The following is a 17,371-nucleotide window of genomic DNA, read 5'->3' as shown; positions in this document are numbered from 1 at the left end:
CACGATGAAAATCGATACCAAGGCACTCGCCAGCGCCAGCGCGGCGGCCTTCGCCACGAACAGAAAATCCGGCGGGGCCGACTTCAAGGCAGTGCTCGAGACCAAACAGCAGCAGCCGCCGCAGCAGCCGACCGCCGCGCAGGAGCTGGATACCTACATGAAGAAATCGCCGGCCGAACGGATGGCGGAAATGATCCTGAAAAGCCTGGGCGAGACGCCAGAATCGCTGGCGGCCAAGTCGCCCGAGGAACAGGCGTCGATCATGGCCAAGGTGGCCGAGCTCATCAAGCAGAAGATGGAAGAGGCCACCGCCAAGGCAAATGGCGGCGGCGATGGCGGCGGCGTCAGCGGCGTCAACGTCTCCGTTTAATACTTCAGCGCCGTGCGCATCACCGGATAGAGGTTGTAGCGCTCATCCCACGACGCGTGGCGGCGCGCGAAGAACTCCAGCCGCTTGGCCTGGCTCTTGTTGAACTCCGCGTCGCTGTCGAGCTTTTTCTGGTACTCCTCGCGCAGCGCCGGATCGGCCTCCAGCTGCGCGCGGGCCACATCCTCCGCCACATACTCCTCCATGTATTCCTTGCGCTCGAAGGCGTTATTGAACTCGCCCCAGGCCAGCAGCGAATCGGCGCCGCGCGGCTCCAGCATCGTCATCACCAGGCGCGCCTTCGGCTGCGCGATCGGCACGAACAACGCGCCCTTCGCCAGACTGCGGCGCTCGCGGCCCCAGTCGCCCTCCACCGCCAGCGATTGATGGCCCTCGAACGACTGCGCGCCGAACTTGGTCTTGGTGGCGCGGAAGGTCTCCACCTCGGCCGCCATCTGGTCCGACGCCAGCACCCTGAAGGCGATGCCGTGCTGTTTCAGCTTGGCGCCGATGCGGGCGGCGTCGGCCAGCGGCACCAGGTAGCCGCCCTTGGGCGCGGCGATCTTCAGGTCCGGCACCACTTCGTCGCGCAGCGGCACGCTCCACATCTGCGGCTTGCTCTCGTCGTAGTGCGTCATCAGGCCGCCCGACACTTCCGAATAGCCGCGCGTGTATTCGTAGCCGGGGAACTCGATGGTCTTGGCGTTGAAGGTGGTACGGTAGCTGATCGGGAAATCGGCGCCGGCCATGGCGGCGGCGCGCGCGTCGGCGTCCTGCGTCATCTTCTGCCATTCCTTGCCGTGCGCGGCGACCTGCGACAGCAGCGAGACGATGGTGTTGCGGGTGATGCGCACGCGGGTCGGATAATCCTTCCACGAATGGGTTTCGACCAGCATGGCGAAGCGGTTACGCAGCGGGAAGTAGCCTGTCGAGAAGCGCGGCGTGGCCATGCTGTCGACGAAGCCGGAGGTCGGATCGTCGTCGGCCGCGAACGCAATGTAGTACGGCTTGGGATCGGAGCCCTGCGCCTTCAGGTCCGCCATCACGGCCGTCTGCAGCGCCGCGCCGGCGCGCTTGAGTTCCTCGTCGCCGCCGTGCACCGGCTCGACCTGGATCGAGACGTCCGGCTGGAACTTGGCGCCGTCGGTGACGTGCAGGTCGATGTAGGCCAGCGGGTCCCAGGCGTTCACCAGCGCCAGCATGGCCTGCATCTCGGGCGCGTCGGCCTTCACGTAGTCGCGGTTCAGGTTGTAGTTCTGCGCTGTGGTGCGCCAGCCCATCTCCACCGGGCCGCGCTGGTTCGGACGGTTCCATTTGCCGAAGCGCTCATGGCCGTCGACGTTGAACACCGGGACGAACAACAGCACCTGCTTGTCCAGCGCACCCGGCGCGGCCTTGTTCTCCAGCGCCTCGCGCAGCGCCAGGAAGCCGGCGTCCTTGCCGTCGATTTCGCCGGCGTGGATGCCGCCCTGCACCAGCATCACCGGCACGCCGCGCTTCTTCGCCTGCTCGGCGGTGAGCGCGCCGGTGCGCGAGACGGCCAGCGCCAGCATGGGCCGTCCTTCCGGCGTGCGGCCGAATTCGAAGCAGCGCACCTGCTTCGGATACGCCTTCTGGAAGCGCGCGCACAGCTCGACCACTTCGTCGTAGCGGCCGGTGTTCTGGAAGCCGGAACGTTCGGCGACGGTGCTCAGGGAGGTGGCGGCGGGTGCGGCGGCGGCCAGCGTGGAGGTGGCGGCAAAGGCAAGCAGAATGGCGGAACGTATCATGGACAGGCTTCCAGCAAGGGTTGAATGGCCGGTGCCCGGCGGGAGCGGCCCGCCGGCATCGGATGCGCGGGAAATTATAGTCCGCTTTGCGCGTCAGCGATCGCGGATCGAAATTTCCTTCACCTGCGGCCGCACCAGCTGCATGGCGCCGCGCTTGGCGCCGGCCTGCGTGCGGTTGCGCTGCGACGTCATCGGACAGACGCCGCCGGCGCGGTAGCTGAGCGCCGCGGCAAGCAGGCCCTCGGCCGGGTCGCCCAGCGCGCGCGTCAGGTCGTCGTCCACGCGGCAGGTCGGCGCGAAACCGTCGGCGTAGTCGCCGAAGCCCTTGTTGTTGGTGCCCTGGAACTGGATGCCGAAGTAGGTGGTGCCGCAATTGGAGGCAGGGATGAAGGCATACGGCTTGCCGCAGGTCTCGCCGCCGATCAGGTTGACCTCGACGTCGACGCCGCGCAGGCTGTTGATCACCGACTCGCTGGCCGAACAGGTGCCCGGCGTGGTCAGCACGGTGACGCGCTTGAGGCCCAGATACGGCAACGACGTGCCGAATTTGACCGGCGCCGGCGACTTGTAGCCGCTGGCGACGGTCTGGAACATCTGCGCCGGCTGCGGTACGGTCTTGTCGTTGTAGCGCGGACGCTCAAATACCTTGCCGGCGGTCGGCCCCGGCCCGGCGATCATGTAAGCGAGCTCGCTGGCGATGGACAGCAGGCCGCCGCCGTTGTAGCGCATGTCCAGCACCAGATCGGAGATGCCGGCGGTCTTGAGGCTGTTGAAAGACCTGACCAGCTGGCCCTCGGCCACCGCATTGTGCTCGTTGAACAGCAGGTAGCCCACCTTGCCGCTGCCGGTGTCCAGCACTTTGGTGATCGGCAGCGGCGCCGCAGTCACCTGCTGGGCCGTCAAGGCGACAGCGAGCGTGGCGCCGGCGCGGCTCAGCACCAGCTGGTGGGTTTCCCCGGCCTTGGCCGGGAACAGGCCGGCGTAGAGCGCGGTAATGCCGCTATCGCTGGCGTCGTCGACGGCCACACCGTCAACCGAGACCAGGCTGTCGCCGCGCCGCAGCCCGGCCAGATCGGCCGGCGAATCCGGCGTCACCATGGTCAGGGTCCAGACGCGCGGGGCGGCCGGATCGGCATTGCGCACCCATGTCAGGCCATAGCCCAATTCCACGCCGGCTTGAGACAACGCGTTCCAGTCGTCGGTCGGATAGGTGAAGTGGAAGCGGTCCTTGGGACGGCCGGAGGCGGTGATCGCGGGGGTCTTCAGGTCGGCGAACAGGTCCACCGGGCGCGAATAGTCCTGCAGCTTCAGGTTGGCCGGAATCTCCCGGTACCACAGGTAGGTCATGTCGTAGAAGGAGCGCAGCCAGCGCAGTTCATCCATCAGCGTGCCCTGCGTCTCCTCGCGGTCGGCGCGCGGCGTTGCGCAATGGCCGAGCAACGCGTACCAGTCAGGCGGATTGGCCGGATCGATCACCGGCGGCTGGATGGGCTGCTCCACGGGCGGATCGACGGGCACGGGGACCACGGGCGGCGCCGGCGCGTCGGCGGCAGGCTGCGAGCCGCCGCCGCAACCGCCCAACAAGGCCAGTCCGACCGCGGCAGCGATAACAAGAGGGGTGTTTTTCATCGCGAAATTATAATCCGCAAACCGCCCATCATAGCTTGTTGGCAATATTTCTTACAATTTAAGCCTGCAGGTCGGGATCGGCCCGGAACACGCCGGCGATCCAGTCCGCGAACACGCGCAGGCGCGGCGACGCCATGCGGCCCTGCGGGTACAGCAGCGAGATCGGCATCGGCGTCGGCGGCGTGGCGGCCAGCACCTCGACCAGCGCGCCGCTGGCCAGATGCTGGCGCACCTGGTGGCGCGCCGCCTGGATCACGCCCATGCCCTGCAAGGCGCAGATGACGTAGGCGTCGGGATCGTTGACCGCGATCGCGCCGGGCACCTCCACCGTCACCACGCCGCCGTCGACCACGTAGTCCCAGCTGAAGGCGCGGCCGGTGCGGCCGGAGAAGTGCGTCACGCCGCGATGCGCGGCCAGGTCGGCCGGCGTCTGCGGCACGCCGTGCGCGGCGAGGTAGGACGGCGCGGCGCAGGTCAGGAAGCCCATGGTGCCCAGGCGCCGCGCCACCATGGCCGAATCCTGCAGCTCGCCCACGCGCAGCGTGCAGTCCAGGCCCTCCTGCGTCAGGTCGGTCAGGCGCTCGTTCAGGCTGACGACCAGTTCGATGTCGGGATACTCGCGGCAAAAACCGGCGATGTGCGGCAGCACCGCGTGGCGGCCGACCGCGCCCGGCAGCTCCACCCGCAGCCGGCCGCGCGGCTTGCCGCGGCCATGACCGCGGAACGCGCCCTCGGCGTCCTCCACCGCCTGCAGGATCTCCAGACACTTCCTGAAGTAGTCGGCGCCGTCGGGCGTGAGCGAGAGGCGGCGCGTGGTCCGCTGCAGCAGCTGGGTGCCAAGGAAGGCTTCCAGTTTCTTGATGGTCGCCGTCAGCGCGGCGCGCGGCAGATCCAGCGTTTCGGCGGCCCGCGTGTAGCTGTTGGCCTCGACGATGCGCACAAAGGTCTGCATGGCCTTGAGTCTGTCCATGATTCCTCACCTTATTGTTCACATTAAGTGAAAAGTATAGGGGCATTATGCCCTAATTATCTTTGCTCCGGATTTGCCTAGAATCTGCCCATCCCCACTTACTTACGGAGTCATCATGAGCAATCCCGCACAAGACGACATCAGCCCCGGCATGGTGCTGCTGCTGGCCGCCGCGACCGGCCTGATCGTCGCCAACCTGTACTACGCGCAAACCCTGGTCGGCCCGATCAGCGCCGCCACCGGCCTGTCGCCGCAGGCGGCCGGCCTGATCGTCACGCTGACGCAGATCGGCTACACCCTCGGCCTGCTGTTCGTCGTCCCGCTGGGCGACCTGCTGGAAAACCGCCGCCTGATCGTCGGCGGCCTGCTGTTCACCTCCGCCATGCTGGTGCTGGCCGCGTTCAGCACCAGCGCATGGATGTTCCTGACGGCGGCGCTGGGCATCGGCCTGGGCTCGGTGGCGGCGCAGATCATCGTGCCGTTCGCCGCCCACCTGTCGAAGGAGGCCACGCGCGGCCACACGGTCGGCAAGGTGGTCAGCGGCCTGCTGCTGGGGATCATGCTGGCCCGCCCGGCCGCCAGCCTGATCGCCGATGCCAGCAACTGGCACGTGGTGTTCGGCGGCGCCGCCGTGGTGGTGCTGGCGGTGGCGCTGGTGCTGCGCGCCAAACTGCCGCTGCGCGCACCCACCGCGAAGATCGGCTACCCGGCGCTGATGGCGTCCCTGTGGCACCTGTTCCTGCGCACGCCGCTGCTGCGCCGGCGCGCCGCCTACCACGCCGGCCTGTTCGGCTCCTTCAGCCTGTTCTGGACCGTCACCCCGCTGATGCTGGCCGGCCCGCAGTTCCACCTGTCGCAGACCGGCATCGCGGTGTTCGCGCTGGTCGGCATGGCCGGCGCGGTGGCCTCGCCCATCGCCGGCCGGCTGGCCGACGCCGGCCACACGCTGATGGCCACCGCCGCCGCGCTGGCGCTGGGCGTGACCGGCTTCGCGCTGCCGATGGTGGCGCCGGACTCCCGCAACGTGGCGCTGGCGATGCTGGTGGTCGCGTCCATCGTGCTGGACATGGGCGTGGCGGCCAACCTGGTGCTGGGCCAGCGCGCCATCTTCACGCTGGGCGCAGAGGTGCGCAGCCGCTTGAACGGCGTGTACTTCGCGCTGTTCTTCGCCGGCGGCGCGCTCGGCTCGGCGCTGGGCGGCTGGATGTACGCCACCCACGGCTGGCACGCCGCGCTGTTGACCGGCATGGCCTTCCCCGCCCTGGCGCTGCTGTACTGGCTGACCGAGTACGCCGGCCACGAGGCGGCCGCCAAGGCCGCCGTGAAGGCTTAAGGAAGGGCCAACGCCGCCGCATGCGCGGCGGCGAATCCGCCGGGCGCCACGCCCATCTCGCGGCGGAACATGGCGATGAAGGCGCTCAGGCTGTCGTAGCCCAGCTCCAGCGCGACGGCGGTGACGGCGTGGCCGGCCGCCAGCAGCTCCACCGCCCGCATCAGGCGCGCGCGCTGGCGCCAATCGGTGAAGGACAGGCCGGTCTCGGCGACGAAGCGCCGCGTCAGCGTGCGCGGGGCAATGGCGGCCCACTCGGCCCACTCGTTCAGCGAGCGCGCATCGGCCGGATCGGCGGCCAGCGCCTGCGCGATCTTCAGCACGCGGCGGTCGGTGGGCATGGTCAGCACCAGCTGTTCGCGCGCGGCGGCCGCCAGTTCATCCAGGATCACCGCGACGATGCGCTCCCGCGCGGGAGCGGACTCGGATTCGGACGGCCACGCACTGGCGCGCAGCACCGCCTCCCTCAGCAGGCCGGAGACCTGGAACACCTGCGGCAGCGCGGGCAGCGCCGCGCAGGCGTGCGGCGCGACGTAGACGCTCCAGCCGCTGGTCGGCCCGTGCGCATCGAGGCCGTGCGGGTGATGCGGCGGCATCCAGATCGCATACCCCGGCGGCACCACCAGGCGCTCGCGCTCCGTGCCGATGGTCAACAGGCCGCTCAAGGCGCCGATGGCCTGGCCGCGCGCATGGCTGTGCGTGGGCGTGTGGCGCATGTCGCCGGAGGACAGCGCGGCGATCAGCAGCGGGCCGCCGCCGGCGTCGGCGCGCGCGGGGTCGATCAGGGGAAGAGTTTTGGCTTGCATGCGACACATTATGGCATCGCCGCGCAAGCCAGGCCACAGGGCCGATGCCAAGATGGAGTCCTCATCAACCACAGGAGGATCGCACCATGCGAGCACAAGACGTACTACCAGACCATATCAACAGCGGAGAATTCAACGGCGTCACCGTCAGGAAGGGCACCGTCGGCGCCTTCCTGGCCAACGCCCGCACCCTGCGCGCGGCCGACAGCCCGGAACAGGCCCGCGCCGAAGCGCGCGCCGACATCATCGACGCGGTGCCGGCGATGGCGGCGCTGGGGGTCTTCGATGTATTCGAGATCAGCGATCCGCAGCTGCGCGAGCTGGTCGCGCAGCACCGGCCAGCTTAAGTACCGAAGTGGTAATTCAGCTCGACCCAGCCCTGGCGGCCGGTCGGGCTGTAGTTGCCGACCGTGTAGTACGGCCAGCCGCCGCTGGTGTCGGGCTTGACCTTGTTGAAAAGGTTGTTGACCGCCACCGACACCGTGGTGCGCCGGTTCAGCCGATAGACGATGCTGGCGTTGGCCAGCGTGGTCGGCGACAGGAAGGCCGTGCCGGCCGCGTTGGGCACCTTGCCATAGCGCTGCAGGAACAGGGTGTTCGACCAGTCGCCCACGTTCCACGTCAGACTGGCGTTCAGCTTATCGCGCCAGTCGGCGTTGCTCAGGTCTTCCAGGTCGTCGATCAACTCGTCGCCGGCGAACTGGCGCGACTTCTTGTTCAGCGTCTTGGAGTAGGCGCCCTTGGCGATCCATACGCCGTAAGCCTGCGTGCGCAGCACGTATTTGCCGCTGATGTCGATGCCGCTCACGCTGGTCGACGCCGCGTTGATCGGGCTGACGCGAATCAGCCTGATTTCGCCCGGCTTGTTCAACGCCGTCAGCGGATTGCGGACCACGCGGGCGATGGTGTCGGCGCAGGTCGGGGAGGTCAGGTCGTTGGCCTTGCGGCAGTCCGCCTCGTCGCGCAGCAGCTTGTCGGCGCTCAGGTTGGTGACCAGGTCGTCGATCTTGATGTTCCAGTAGTCCAGCGTCAGGTCGAAGTTGGCGCTCGGCGACCACACCGCGCCCAGGCCCGACGAGCGGCCCTTCTCCGAACGCAGGTCCTTGCTGCCGGACTGCTCGTAGTCCGCGCCCGGCGAGACGTTGGCGAACTCGCATTTCTCGATCGGCTGGCCGGCCTTGGCGCAGCGGTAGTAGTCGGTGGTGGACGAGTAGTAGCCGGTGCCGCGCGCCTTGAAGATGTAGTTCATGTCCGGCGCGCGGAAGCTGGTCGAGTGGTTCCCGCGCAGCAGCAGCTGCGCGGCCGGGCGCCATTCCAGGCCGGCGTTGTAGGTCAGCTTGCCGTCGCTGCGGCCGGCGAAGCTGTAACGGTCGTAGCGGCCGGCCAGCGTGGCGTCCAGCTTTTGCAGCAGCGGCACGTTCGCCTCCACGCCCAGCGCATAACGCTTGCGGGTGCCGGCGGTAACGTCGGACGGCGTCACGGTGTTGAAGTAGCCCTGGTTGATGCGCGGGTCCGGCGTGTTCGAGAAACCCTGCTTGCCCAGCTCCGCCAACGCCGCCAGCTTGACCGGGCCCGCCGGCAGCTGGAACGCCTCGCCGTTGGCGCTGACGCTGGCGGAGTTGGTCCACGATTTGTCGTTGCTGACCGAGGTGCCGGTGATGCTGTCGAATTCCGACGGCGTCAGGCGCTGCGTCAGGCGCGCCGGATCGGGCGCGTAGATCGCCACGCCGTCCGCATCGACGCCCAGCTTGGGGCCGAGGAAGAAGCTGTCGATGTTCGAGCGCGCGCGCGGCGTGTGGCTCTCGCTTGTGTACTGCGAGGCGGTGTAGGCCGCCTCGTACAGCCAGCCGGTGCCGGGTATCCGGCCCTTGGCGCCGAAGGCGATCGAGCTGGCCTGGTCGTCCCAGCTGCGGTTGTAGCGCTGCACGCCGCCGATTTCCTCCGGCGCGATGTAGCGGTTCCAGGCTTCGTAGGTGCCGCTGTTGCGGTTCCAGAAATAGCTGTCGGCGGTCGACGCCGACGTCCACGACGGCCCGCGCGTGTTGTTGGCGCTGCGGTTCTGGCCCAGCAGCGCCTCCGCGAACAGCGTGGTGTCCGCCGACAGGTCATAGTTGGCGCTGCCGAACAGATTCTGGCTGCTGTTTTTGGTCTGCGTGGTCCAGTAGGTCGGACCCACCTTGCCGCTGCCGCAGTAGCTGCCCGCCTTGCCGGTGTACTTGACGGTGCTGCCTTCGAACAGGTCGCCCAGCCCGGCGCAGGCGTCGCCCGGATCGACGTACTTGCCGGTGTTGACGTTCTTGCGGCCCAACACGGGAGTGGGCGCCACGCCGGTTTTGGCGCTCATGAATGCGCGGTCGCGGCTCCACAGCGGATCGCGCTCCAGGAACTCGGCGCTGAACAGGGTATTGAGCTTGCCGAAGCTTTGGCCGCCGGTCAGCTGCAGGCGCTGGTCTCCGCCGCCGCCGCGCGAGGTGCCGCCGGCCTTGACGTTGACGTCCAGTCCCTCGGCCTGTTTTTTCAGGATGATGTTGACCACGCCCGCGATGGCGTCCGAGCCGTAGACGGCGGACGCGCCGCCGCTCAGGATCTCGATGCGCTCCACCACACTCGATGGAATGTTGGCCAGGTTGGTGAAGTTGACCGTGCCTTCATACGCGATCGGAAAGTCCGCCATGCGGCGGCCATTGAGCAGCACCAGCGTGTGGTTCGGGCCCAGGCCGCGCAGGCTGATGGTGTTGGCCGACGGCGTGAAGGTATTGCCGTAGTCGGCGCCCTGCGTGAAGCCGCTGTTCTGCGTCAGGTTGCTGAGGGCATCGAAGACGTTCTTGTAGCCTTGCTTGGTGATGTCCTCGCCGGTGACGATGGTGACGGGGGAAGGCCCTTCCAGGCTGGCGCGCGGTATGCGCGAACCGGTGACGACGACGGCGGGCGGTGCATCCTGCGCTTGTGCCAGCGCAGGACCGGCAGCCCCGCACAGCAGGGCGATAGCGCCTGCCGCCAGTGGCTTCAATTCAAATTTTGTCTTCATTGAGGTGATCCGGGGTGAGAAAGGGAGGCCACCTTACCAAGCCACGGATCAAACCTGAACGAATGATTTCTTCCTTGCTTATGCGGTTAATTACGCCTTGAAGTACGGCCGCTCCGACGCGAACAGCACGCCGCGCGCGAGCTCGCGCCACGACGCCGGCGCCTTCCGCCCGATCAGCACCATGCCCGCGCAATAGGCGTAGGCACGCGCCTCCACCGGCAGCGCGGACAGCCGCTGCTCCGCCTCGGCCGGACTGCGACCCTGCTGCAATTGCTGGAGGAAGGCCAGCACGGCGGGCTGGTAGCTTGAGAAGATCGCCGCGCTGGCATCGGCATAAGGCTTGACGTCGACGCCGGCCTTCATCGCCAGCGCGACGTTGAGCAGGGCGGTGCCCGCATCGTTGCCACGGTCGAGCGGCAGGCCCAGTGCCAGCTTGATGGATTCTGCGCCGGCGCCTTCGGACGCGGCGACCAGGCGCATGATGTGCGCCTCCAGCCATTCATTGCCCTTGGCGACAGTCAGGGCGTCATCCGGCATCCCCAGCTGCAGCTGGGTATAGGCCATCTGCGGGCCGCCCAGCGGGCCGCGTCCCCGGTCCAGATCCAGCAGATACCTCAGGCGCGGCGAGTCGTCTTCCAGAGAACGCAGGTCTTCGCCCTTGCCGCGCAGGCGCAGCAGGCGCGCCAGGTCCACGCTGATCTCCCCCGCCATCTGCGGCAGCTTGGCGCGCGCCAGCTCAAGCGCCGGGATCGCGGCCAGCGGATCGCCGCTGCGCGTCATGATCGTGGAGGAGGCATAGGCCAGCCATGGGTTGTCCGGCCAGCGCGCGTGGGCGGCCAGCATCTTCCGATCCGCTTCGGGGGTGTCCGGCACACAGCGCAGGGCGATGTACTGAAGGTTGGCATTGTCCGGGTGCTGCGCGGCGCGCGCGGCATACGGCGCGCAGAATTCGGCCGATCGCGCATCGCCCGCCAGCTCCTGCTGCGCGCGCAGCAGCGGTACGTCGTCCGGCGCCTGCTTCAGCCGCTCCGTCAGTATCTCCGGGCCGCCGCTCAGTTTCAGCCATTCGACCGCGTACGGCAGCGCCATGTCGTCCCAGCGCGCGCGCAGCAGCACCAGGCGCTTGCGTTCGCCCTCGTCGGCCAGCAGCGTCAGTTGCTGCACCGCCGGCAGCGCGCCGGCGCCGTCGAGCACACTGCGCGTGGTGGCGCCGCCCGAGGTCTTGACGCTGTCCGGGGCTTTGCTGAAGAAGAAATTCGCATGGCTTTGCTGCCAGCGCGGTGCGCCCAGCAGCTGGTCGGGCGACGACGACGCCGAACCGTAGCTGACCGTCTGGATCACCAGCGGCGCCGCGCCGGCGACGTTGTAGACGCCGTCCGAACCGATGTCGAGCTGCGTGCCGGTGAAGCTTTCGATCAGCTCTCCCTCGGCGGTGCGCGCCTCCACCTGCAAGGGCTTGCGCGGCGGGACGCTGCCCGTCGCCGACGCGAATGGCGCCAGGGTGTAGGCGTGGCCGTCGACCTTGACCACGACCGTCCGGCCAAGGCCGTTGTACACATGGAGCGTCGCCTCGTCGTTGACCAGCGCACCCACGCCCAGCACGGTGGCGATGATGCCGCCGGCCACCGCCAGCCGCGCCGTGCCGGGCAGGATGCCGTCGGCACGCTGGAAGCGCGCCCACCAACCCAGGCGGGTCCGGCGTGGCCGCGTGTCGTCGTGCAGATGGCGGTCATACTTCTCGGGCGCTTGCGACGGCGCGGGCGCGGCCTGCGGCACCGATCCCGCGCGCGCATGCTTGGCCACCAGCGATTCCGCCACCAGCAGCTGCTCCAGCGCCGCGGCGCGCAGCGCGCCCAGGGGGCCCGCGAACTGCTGCAGCCAACCGTCGATCACGCCCATCCAGTCGTTGATGTTTTCGCGCGAGGCTTGCGGCAGCTTGAAGTCGCCGAGCAGCGCGCCCCACCCCGCCGCCGCGCCCAGCCGCCTGGCCAGCTTGGGGTCCAGCACCACGTTGACCCGGCTGTGATGGATGCGCGCCAGCAGCGCGTACAGATGGTTCGCCTCATTGACGACCTGCGCCACGTCTTCCGATTTGGTGTTGCCGGTGGCCGTGACCACGGTGATGGTGTTGCGCAGCCGTCCCAGCGCGTCGCGCAGATCGGCTTCGCTATGTTCGGCGTAATGGATCAGCGACAGCAGGCCGTCCAGGTATTCGCGCCAGCCGCCGCCCAGCTGCGCGGCGGCGCCCTGGTGCCAGCTGCGGCATTGCAGATCGTGCGCGCGCAGCTGGCCGTGCACCGTCTCCAGTTCGGCCTCCACCCGCTGCAAGGCGGCGGGCAATTGCGACCGTTTGAATTCTTCGCCGCGCAGGCGCACGACGCCGCCGGTGGCGCTCATCACGCCCGCGATCAGCGCGCGCAGCTGCCCTGCCTCGCCTTCGAGCATGCGCTGGCGCTGAACCAGCTCCCGCAGCATGTCCGGGTAGAGCTGCGCCAGTTCGTCCAGCGGCGCGGGGTGCGACGGGTCGCGCAGCTGGGCGGCATTGCCCACGTGGCGCGTCAGCGCGCGGCCGAAGTAGATGCCGCAATAGCGCTGCTTGAAATGCTCGCGCCGATACAGCTTGCCCAGCTTGCGCAGCGATTCCTCCAGCGCCGGCGGCGCATCGTCCGGATTGCCGAGCAGCCTGGCGCTCATCGTCTCGCGCAGCTGCTGCGGTGCTTCGAACAGCGACCAGGCGCTGGTCTCGTCGATCTGCGCCGAAACGTAGATGCGCTTGGCGTTCTCCTCGCGTTCGTGGTTCTGCGGGTGCGTCTGCCACATGCGCGGCGGCTGCGCCAGCTCCGCCTTGAACACGCGGTGCCGCGCCGGATCGTCCTGCGGCAGCGGCGGCGCCGCGCCGTAGCTGTCGTCGTTGAGGATGTCGGCCATGCGCTGCAAAACGTGAGACTGCACCGCGAACACGTCCAGCACCGGCTTGCCGTCGGCCTTCTCGCTGAAGGAGAACTGCACCGCGCGGTCCCACGCATCGTCGGCCGCCTGCAGGCGGTGCAGCGCGTGCACCAGCGCGTCGCTGCCGGTCAGCGACACCGCCACCAGGTCGGCCTGCATTTCCATCTCGCGCGACAGCGCGCGCTGCATCGCAACCACCGCGCGGAAGGCCGTCTCCACCAGCGAACGGATGGACCAGATGATCAGCTGGAGCACCGCGACCCCGGCGCGCACGCGGATGTCGACGTTGGCCAGGCCGGCCAGGAAGTCGTCGATCTTGTCGCGCCGCGAGACCAGGTGGCCGGTGATCTGCTGCGCCACGTAGACCCAGCGGCCGACCGCCATCGAGCGCTGCGCGAAATGGCCGAATTCGTGCGCCAGCACGGCGCGCAGCTCGCCCAGGTTCAGCACATTCACCAGCCCCAGGCCGATCTCCAGGTTTTTCTTCGACGGGAAGATCAGGTTGAACAGGGACAGGTCGTAGAACACGGCGGCGTTCACGCGCTCCGACAGGAACACCCTGTGCGGACGCGGCGCGCCGGCGGCATCGGCCAGCTCGTTCAGGAAGGAGAAGAGGCGCGGCTGCTGCTCGGGCGTCAGTTCCAGCAGGTCGTCGACCTTGGCGTTGCGCACCGAGAAGATCGCCTTCAGCATGAAGAAGGCCAGGAACAGCGCGCACGCCGCCGTCAAGTAGCCGAGGAAGGCCTCCTTGCCGGCGATATCGGCCAGGAAGATCAAACGGTAGCCGGTGTAGACGAACCAGCCGGCCAGCGCGAAATACAGCAGTACGAACACCAGCAGGCCGGCCACCGCGATGCGCGCGCTGTTCTTGTAGGACGATGAGGGCTGCGCCAGCTTGGCAATCAGCTCGGCGGATTGGCTGGAATGAGTGGCGTCCATGATGCGGCTCCCGCAAATTAGAAGAAAGTAAATATTATATCCGTATGGAAATGTTTTCGTTTGATTTTTGGCAAATAAATACGGGGCGCTGGCCAGTGCCAGCGACGCTGGAACGATCGCTTATGCATTATTTTGTGCTCTAATCGCCCCACACGCCGGGCACCCCGCCCTATTCCCTTATCTGGAACAGTCACATGACCACACCCGCCGCCGCCGGCCCCAAATGGGGCATGGCCATCGACCTGGAACGCTGCATCGGCTGCCACGCCTGTTCAGTCGCCTGCAAGGTCGAGAACTCCGTCTCGCTCGGCCACTTCCGCACCAAGGTGTACTACTACGATTTCGCCGCGGTCAATCCGTTCAATCACCAGCCGACCACCAAGCGCGCCTTCCTGCCGACGCTGTGCATGCAGTGCGAGGACGCCCCTTGCCTGGACGCCTGCCCGAACGACGCCATCGCGCGCGGCAGCGATGGCATCATCCACATCGACGATACCGCCTGCGACCGCAGCCGCGACTGCATCAAAGCCTGTCCCTACGGCGCCATCCACATCGATCCGGTGGCCCAGGTGGCCGACAAATGCGACTTCTGCTCCCATCGCCTGGCGGCCGACATGGCGCCGGCCTGCGTGGAGGTGTGCCCGGCCGACGTGTTCGCGTTCGGTGACCTGAACGATCCGGCCAGCCCGGTCAGCCGCTTCCACGCCAAGCACCGCCAGCAGGTGGCGCCGCTCAAGCCGGAGGAAAAAACCAAACCGCTGGTGCAGTACCGGGGCCTGGGCGGCGTGGTGCCGCGCGCGATGGCGCACAAGGTGCCCAAGGGCCGCAGCCATGATCCGTTCTCCTACGAGATCGACACCTGGGACCAACTGAAGTCGCAATTCCCGCGGCCGAAGGGAGCATGAACATGGACCGTCGGGGATTCATCAAAAGCGGCATCGGCTCGATGGCCGGACTGGGACTGGGAGAGACCATCCTGCTGACGCCCAACGCCGCGCAGGCGCTGAACTACCGGCCGCTGGCCGACGGCGGGCAGCGCAAGGTCAAGAACGATTACCGCAACGCCAAGCGCGTCACCAGCGTATGCCTGAACTGCTCGACCGTGTGCGGCATCGAGGCCTTCGTCCAGGACGGCAAGGTGATCAAGATACGCGGCAATCCGCTCGATCCCAACATGGGCAGCTACATGACCTGCGCCAAGGGGCAGTCCGGGCCGACCATCAACGACTACCCGGAGCGCTTGCTGTATCCGCTCAAACGCGTGGGCGCGCGCGGCGCCGGACTGTGGAAGCGCATCAGCTGGGACGAGGCCTATGCCGAAGTGGCGGAACGCATCAAGGCCAGCATCGCCAGCGGCCACCCGGAACGGGTCGCGCTGCACCAGGGCCGCTCCCGCATCGACGCCGAGATCAACCGCTTCCTGAGCGCGATCGGCACGCCGGTGCAGTTGAACCACCGCGCGCTGTGCTCCTCCAACAAGCGCGCCGCCAACTACGTTTCGCTCGGCGAGACCGACTGGGAATCGATCGACGCGGAGCGCTGCAAATACTTCCTCAATTTCGGCGCCAATTTCTACGAGGCGCACCAGGGCGGCCTGCATCTGGTAAGCCGCATAGTCAAGGCGCGCTTCGACCATGGCGCCAAGCTGGTGACGTTCGATGTGCGCCTGTCCAACACGGCCGGCCGCAGCGACGAATGGCACCAGCCCTTCCCCGGCACCGATGGCGCGGTCGCGCTGGCGATGGCGCACGTGATCGTGCGCGAGAACGAGATCGACCACGACTTCATCGACAAGTTCGTGCAGCCCGGCCTTGAGACCATCCGCAGCTGGCTGGCCCCGTGCACGCCGGCGTGGGCGGCCAAATTGTCCGGCATCGCCGCGCAGGATATAGAACGGCTGGCGCTGGAGTTTGCGCGCAAGCGTCCCGCCGTCGCGGCCTTCACCAACCGCGGCACCGGCGCCCACTACAACGGCTTCAACTCCGAACGCGCCGTCGTCATGCTCAATGCCTTGGTCGGCTCGGTCGCGCGGCCCGGCGGCTACTGCTACGGCCTGGAGGAGAAGCTGTCGGTCAGCCGCTATCCGCAACCGCAGCCCGTGCCGCCCGCCCCCAAGATCCGCACCGACCTGGAAGACCCGCAGGAATGGCCACTGGCCAACCGCTGGCAGAAGATGAAGGTCGGCCAGATCGTCTACGATTATCTGCGCCAGGGCCGGGCCAAGCTCGATGTCTACCTGAGCTACACCATCGCCTCGCCGATGACGTGGCCGGAGGGCCGCAGCACGACGGTCGAGGTGCTGCGCGACGAGAAGCTGATCCCCTTCCACGCCTGCTCGGACGTGGTGTATTCCGAGATGGCCCATTACGCGGACCTGATCCTACCCGACGCGACCTACCTCGAACGCTGGGGCATGGACATCCGCAACAACCTGGAGCTGACGCACTTCGTCACGCTGCGCCAGCCGCTGGTGCCGCCGCCGGGCGAGGCGCGCAGCTTCGCCGATGTGCTGTTCGATATCGGCCGCCTGCTCGAGCCCGAGCAGGCGAAGTATTTCCAGTTCGGCAGCCACGAGGACTTCGTGCGCATCCAGTGCTCGAAGCTACCTGCCACGGGCCCGGACGGCAAGCAGTTCAAGGATGGCTTTGAATACATGAAGCACTACGGCGTGTATGTCGACACCTCGCAGCCGAAACCGTATGAGGTGTTCCAGAAGCCGCTGAGCGGCAAGCAGCTTGACGGCAGCCGGGTGGACGCCGCCAGCGGCGTGATCTACCGGCCCAACGACAAGGGCAAGGACGGTGCGATCGGCCTGATGGCCGGCGGCGTGGCGGTACGCGGCTTCGCCACGCCGTCGCGCAAGTTCGAGATCCATGCGCCGGAGGTGACGACGGTGGCCAGGACACGCGGCTTTGACGACGACGGCATGCCGACCTTCGTGCAGATTCCGTCGCACCGCAACCTGCCGGCGGATCGCTTCATCCTGAGCACCTTCAAGTGGAACGTCCACACGCAGGGCCGCACCGCGTCGCAAAAATACCTGACCGAGATCGTGCACGACAATCCGATGTGGATCAACGTTGCGACCGCAAAAAAACTCGGACTGAAAAGCGGCGACATGGTGGAACTGACCACTTACCGTCCGCAATCCGGGCCCGCCGACCAACCGGGCCTGCAGGCCTATCGTGGCAACGGCGAGAAGTTAGGCTCGGCGCGGATGCGCGTGTTCGTCACGCGCGGCATCCATCCGCGCGTGGTGGCGGTGTCGAATTCGCTGGGATGGATCAGCGGCGGGCGGGCCGCCGAGGGCCGTAGCGGGCGGCGCGTCGAGGTGGCGGCGCAAGGGATAAGCCCCGACGCGGCCAAGGCCTTCGGGCCGGCGCCGGCGCTGGACGATCTGAACGCCGGGGTATGGTGGGACAAGAAGAACGGTGGGCGGGGCAATGGCGTCAACATCAACGCGCTGCTGCCGATCAACCCGCAACCGCTGGTCGGCATGCAGTCCTGGTTCGACACCGTCTGCTCGCTGCGCAAGGTGTGATCCGGGAGGAAGGGCAAAAAAAACGGCCCCGCGAGGGGCCGTC

At 67.7% G+C, this 17,371-nt stretch carries 11 protein-coding genes; 5 read left to right on the top strand and 6 right to left on the bottom strand.

Annotation, left to right across the window (positions count from 1 at the left end; all coding sequences use genetic code 11):
• Nucleotides 1–4 precede the first annotated feature (4 nt).
• Nucleotides 5–370: a hypothetical protein gene (locus AC07WS_RS03360; protein ID WP_494727709.1), complete on the top strand. Its 366-nt coding sequence runs from the start codon at nucleotides 5–7 to the stop codon at nucleotides 368–370.
• Here the strand turns inward: AC07WS_RS03360 and AC07WS_RS03355 are convergent.
• The 3 genes from AC07WS_RS03355 to AC07WS_RS03345 all read right to left on the bottom strand — a co-directional run bounded on the left by AC07WS_RS03355 (nucleotide 367) and on the right by AC07WS_RS03345 (nucleotide 4,735).
• Nucleotides 367–2,136, bottom strand: coding sequence for a M14 family metallopeptidase (locus AC07WS_RS03355; RefSeq protein WP_494727708.1), 1,770 nt, complete (start codon nucleotides 2,134–2,136; stop codon nucleotides 367–369). The two genes, AC07WS_RS03360 and AC07WS_RS03355, sit on opposite strands and share 4 nt — an antisense overlap.
• Before the next feature lie 93 nt (nucleotides 2,137–2,229).
• Nucleotides 2,230–3,765 (bottom strand): S41 family peptidase, encoded by a 1,536-nt coding sequence (locus AC07WS_RS03350; protein WP_494727707.1) that lies wholly within the window; start codon nucleotides 3,763–3,765, stop codon nucleotides 2,230–2,232.
• Nucleotides 3,766–3,823: 58 nt separating this feature from the next.
• Nucleotides 3,824–4,735 (bottom strand): LysR family transcriptional regulator, encoded by a 912-nt coding sequence (locus AC07WS_RS03345; RefSeq protein ID WP_494727706.1) that lies wholly within the window; start codon nucleotides 4,733–4,735, stop codon nucleotides 3,824–3,826.
• A gap of 115 nt (nucleotides 4,736–4,850) precedes the next feature.
• On the opposite strand from AC07WS_RS03345, the gene AC07WS_RS03340 reads away from it, so the two are divergent.
• Complete coding sequence (locus AC07WS_RS03340) at nucleotides 4,851–6,068, top strand: MFS transporter (protein WP_494727705.1); 1,218 nt, start codon at nucleotides 4,851–4,853, stop codon at nucleotides 6,066–6,068.
• On the opposite strand, the gene AC07WS_RS03335 is transcribed toward AC07WS_RS03340, so the two are convergent.
• Complete coding sequence (locus tag AC07WS_RS03335) at nucleotides 6,065–6,880, bottom strand: AraC family transcriptional regulator (RefSeq protein ID WP_494727704.1); 816 nt, start codon at nucleotides 6,878–6,880, stop codon at nucleotides 6,065–6,067. The two genes, AC07WS_RS03340 and AC07WS_RS03335, sit on opposite strands and share 4 nt — an antisense overlap.
• A 77-nt stretch (nucleotides 6,881–6,957) precedes the next feature.
• Here AC07WS_RS03335 and AC07WS_RS03330 point away from each other — a divergent pair, with 77 nt between their 5' ends.
• A complete protein-coding gene (locus AC07WS_RS03330; protein ID WP_494727703.1) occupies nucleotides 6,958–7,218 on the top strand; it encodes a hypothetical protein in 261 nt (86 codons plus the stop codon).
• On the opposite strand, the gene AC07WS_RS03325 is transcribed toward AC07WS_RS03330, so the two are convergent.
• Both AC07WS_RS03325 and AC07WS_RS03320 read right to left on the bottom strand, forming a co-directional pair.
• Entirely contained in the window at nucleotides 7,215–9,899 is a 2,685-nt protein-coding gene (locus AC07WS_RS03325; RefSeq protein ID WP_494727702.1) for a TonB-dependent receptor plug domain-containing protein, read from the bottom strand. The genes AC07WS_RS03330 and AC07WS_RS03325 overlap by 4 nt on opposite strands.
• A 90-nt stretch (nucleotides 9,900–9,989) precedes the next feature.
• Nucleotides 9,990–13,787: a M48 family metallopeptidase gene (locus AC07WS_RS03320; RefSeq protein ID WP_494727701.1), complete on the bottom strand. Its 3,798-nt coding sequence runs from the start codon at nucleotides 13,785–13,787 to the stop codon at nucleotides 9,990–9,992.
• Between the two features lie 194 nt (nucleotides 13,788–13,981).
• On the opposite strand from AC07WS_RS03320, the gene AC07WS_RS03315 reads away from it, so the two are divergent.
• Together AC07WS_RS03315 and AC07WS_RS03310 are read left to right on the top strand one after the other, a co-directional pair.
• Nucleotides 13,982–14,692, top strand: coding sequence for a 4Fe-4S dicluster domain-containing protein (locus AC07WS_RS03315; protein WP_494727700.1), 711 nt, complete (start codon nucleotides 13,982–13,984; stop codon nucleotides 14,690–14,692).
• Nucleotides 14,693–14,694: 2 nt separating this feature from the next.
• On the top strand, nucleotides 14,695–17,328 hold the full coding sequence (locus AC07WS_RS03310; RefSeq protein ID WP_494727699.1) for a molybdopterin-containing oxidoreductase family protein: 2,634 nt from the start codon (nucleotides 14,695–14,697) through the stop codon (nucleotides 17,326–17,328).
• The last annotated feature ends 43 nt before the right edge of the window (nucleotides 17,329–17,371 follow it).

It is taken from the genome of Duganella sp. GW821-FHT01E12, from assembly GCF_059422325.1.
Note: the sequence above shows the minus strand (reverse complement) of the source record. Positions and strands in the feature narration are given on the sequence as shown.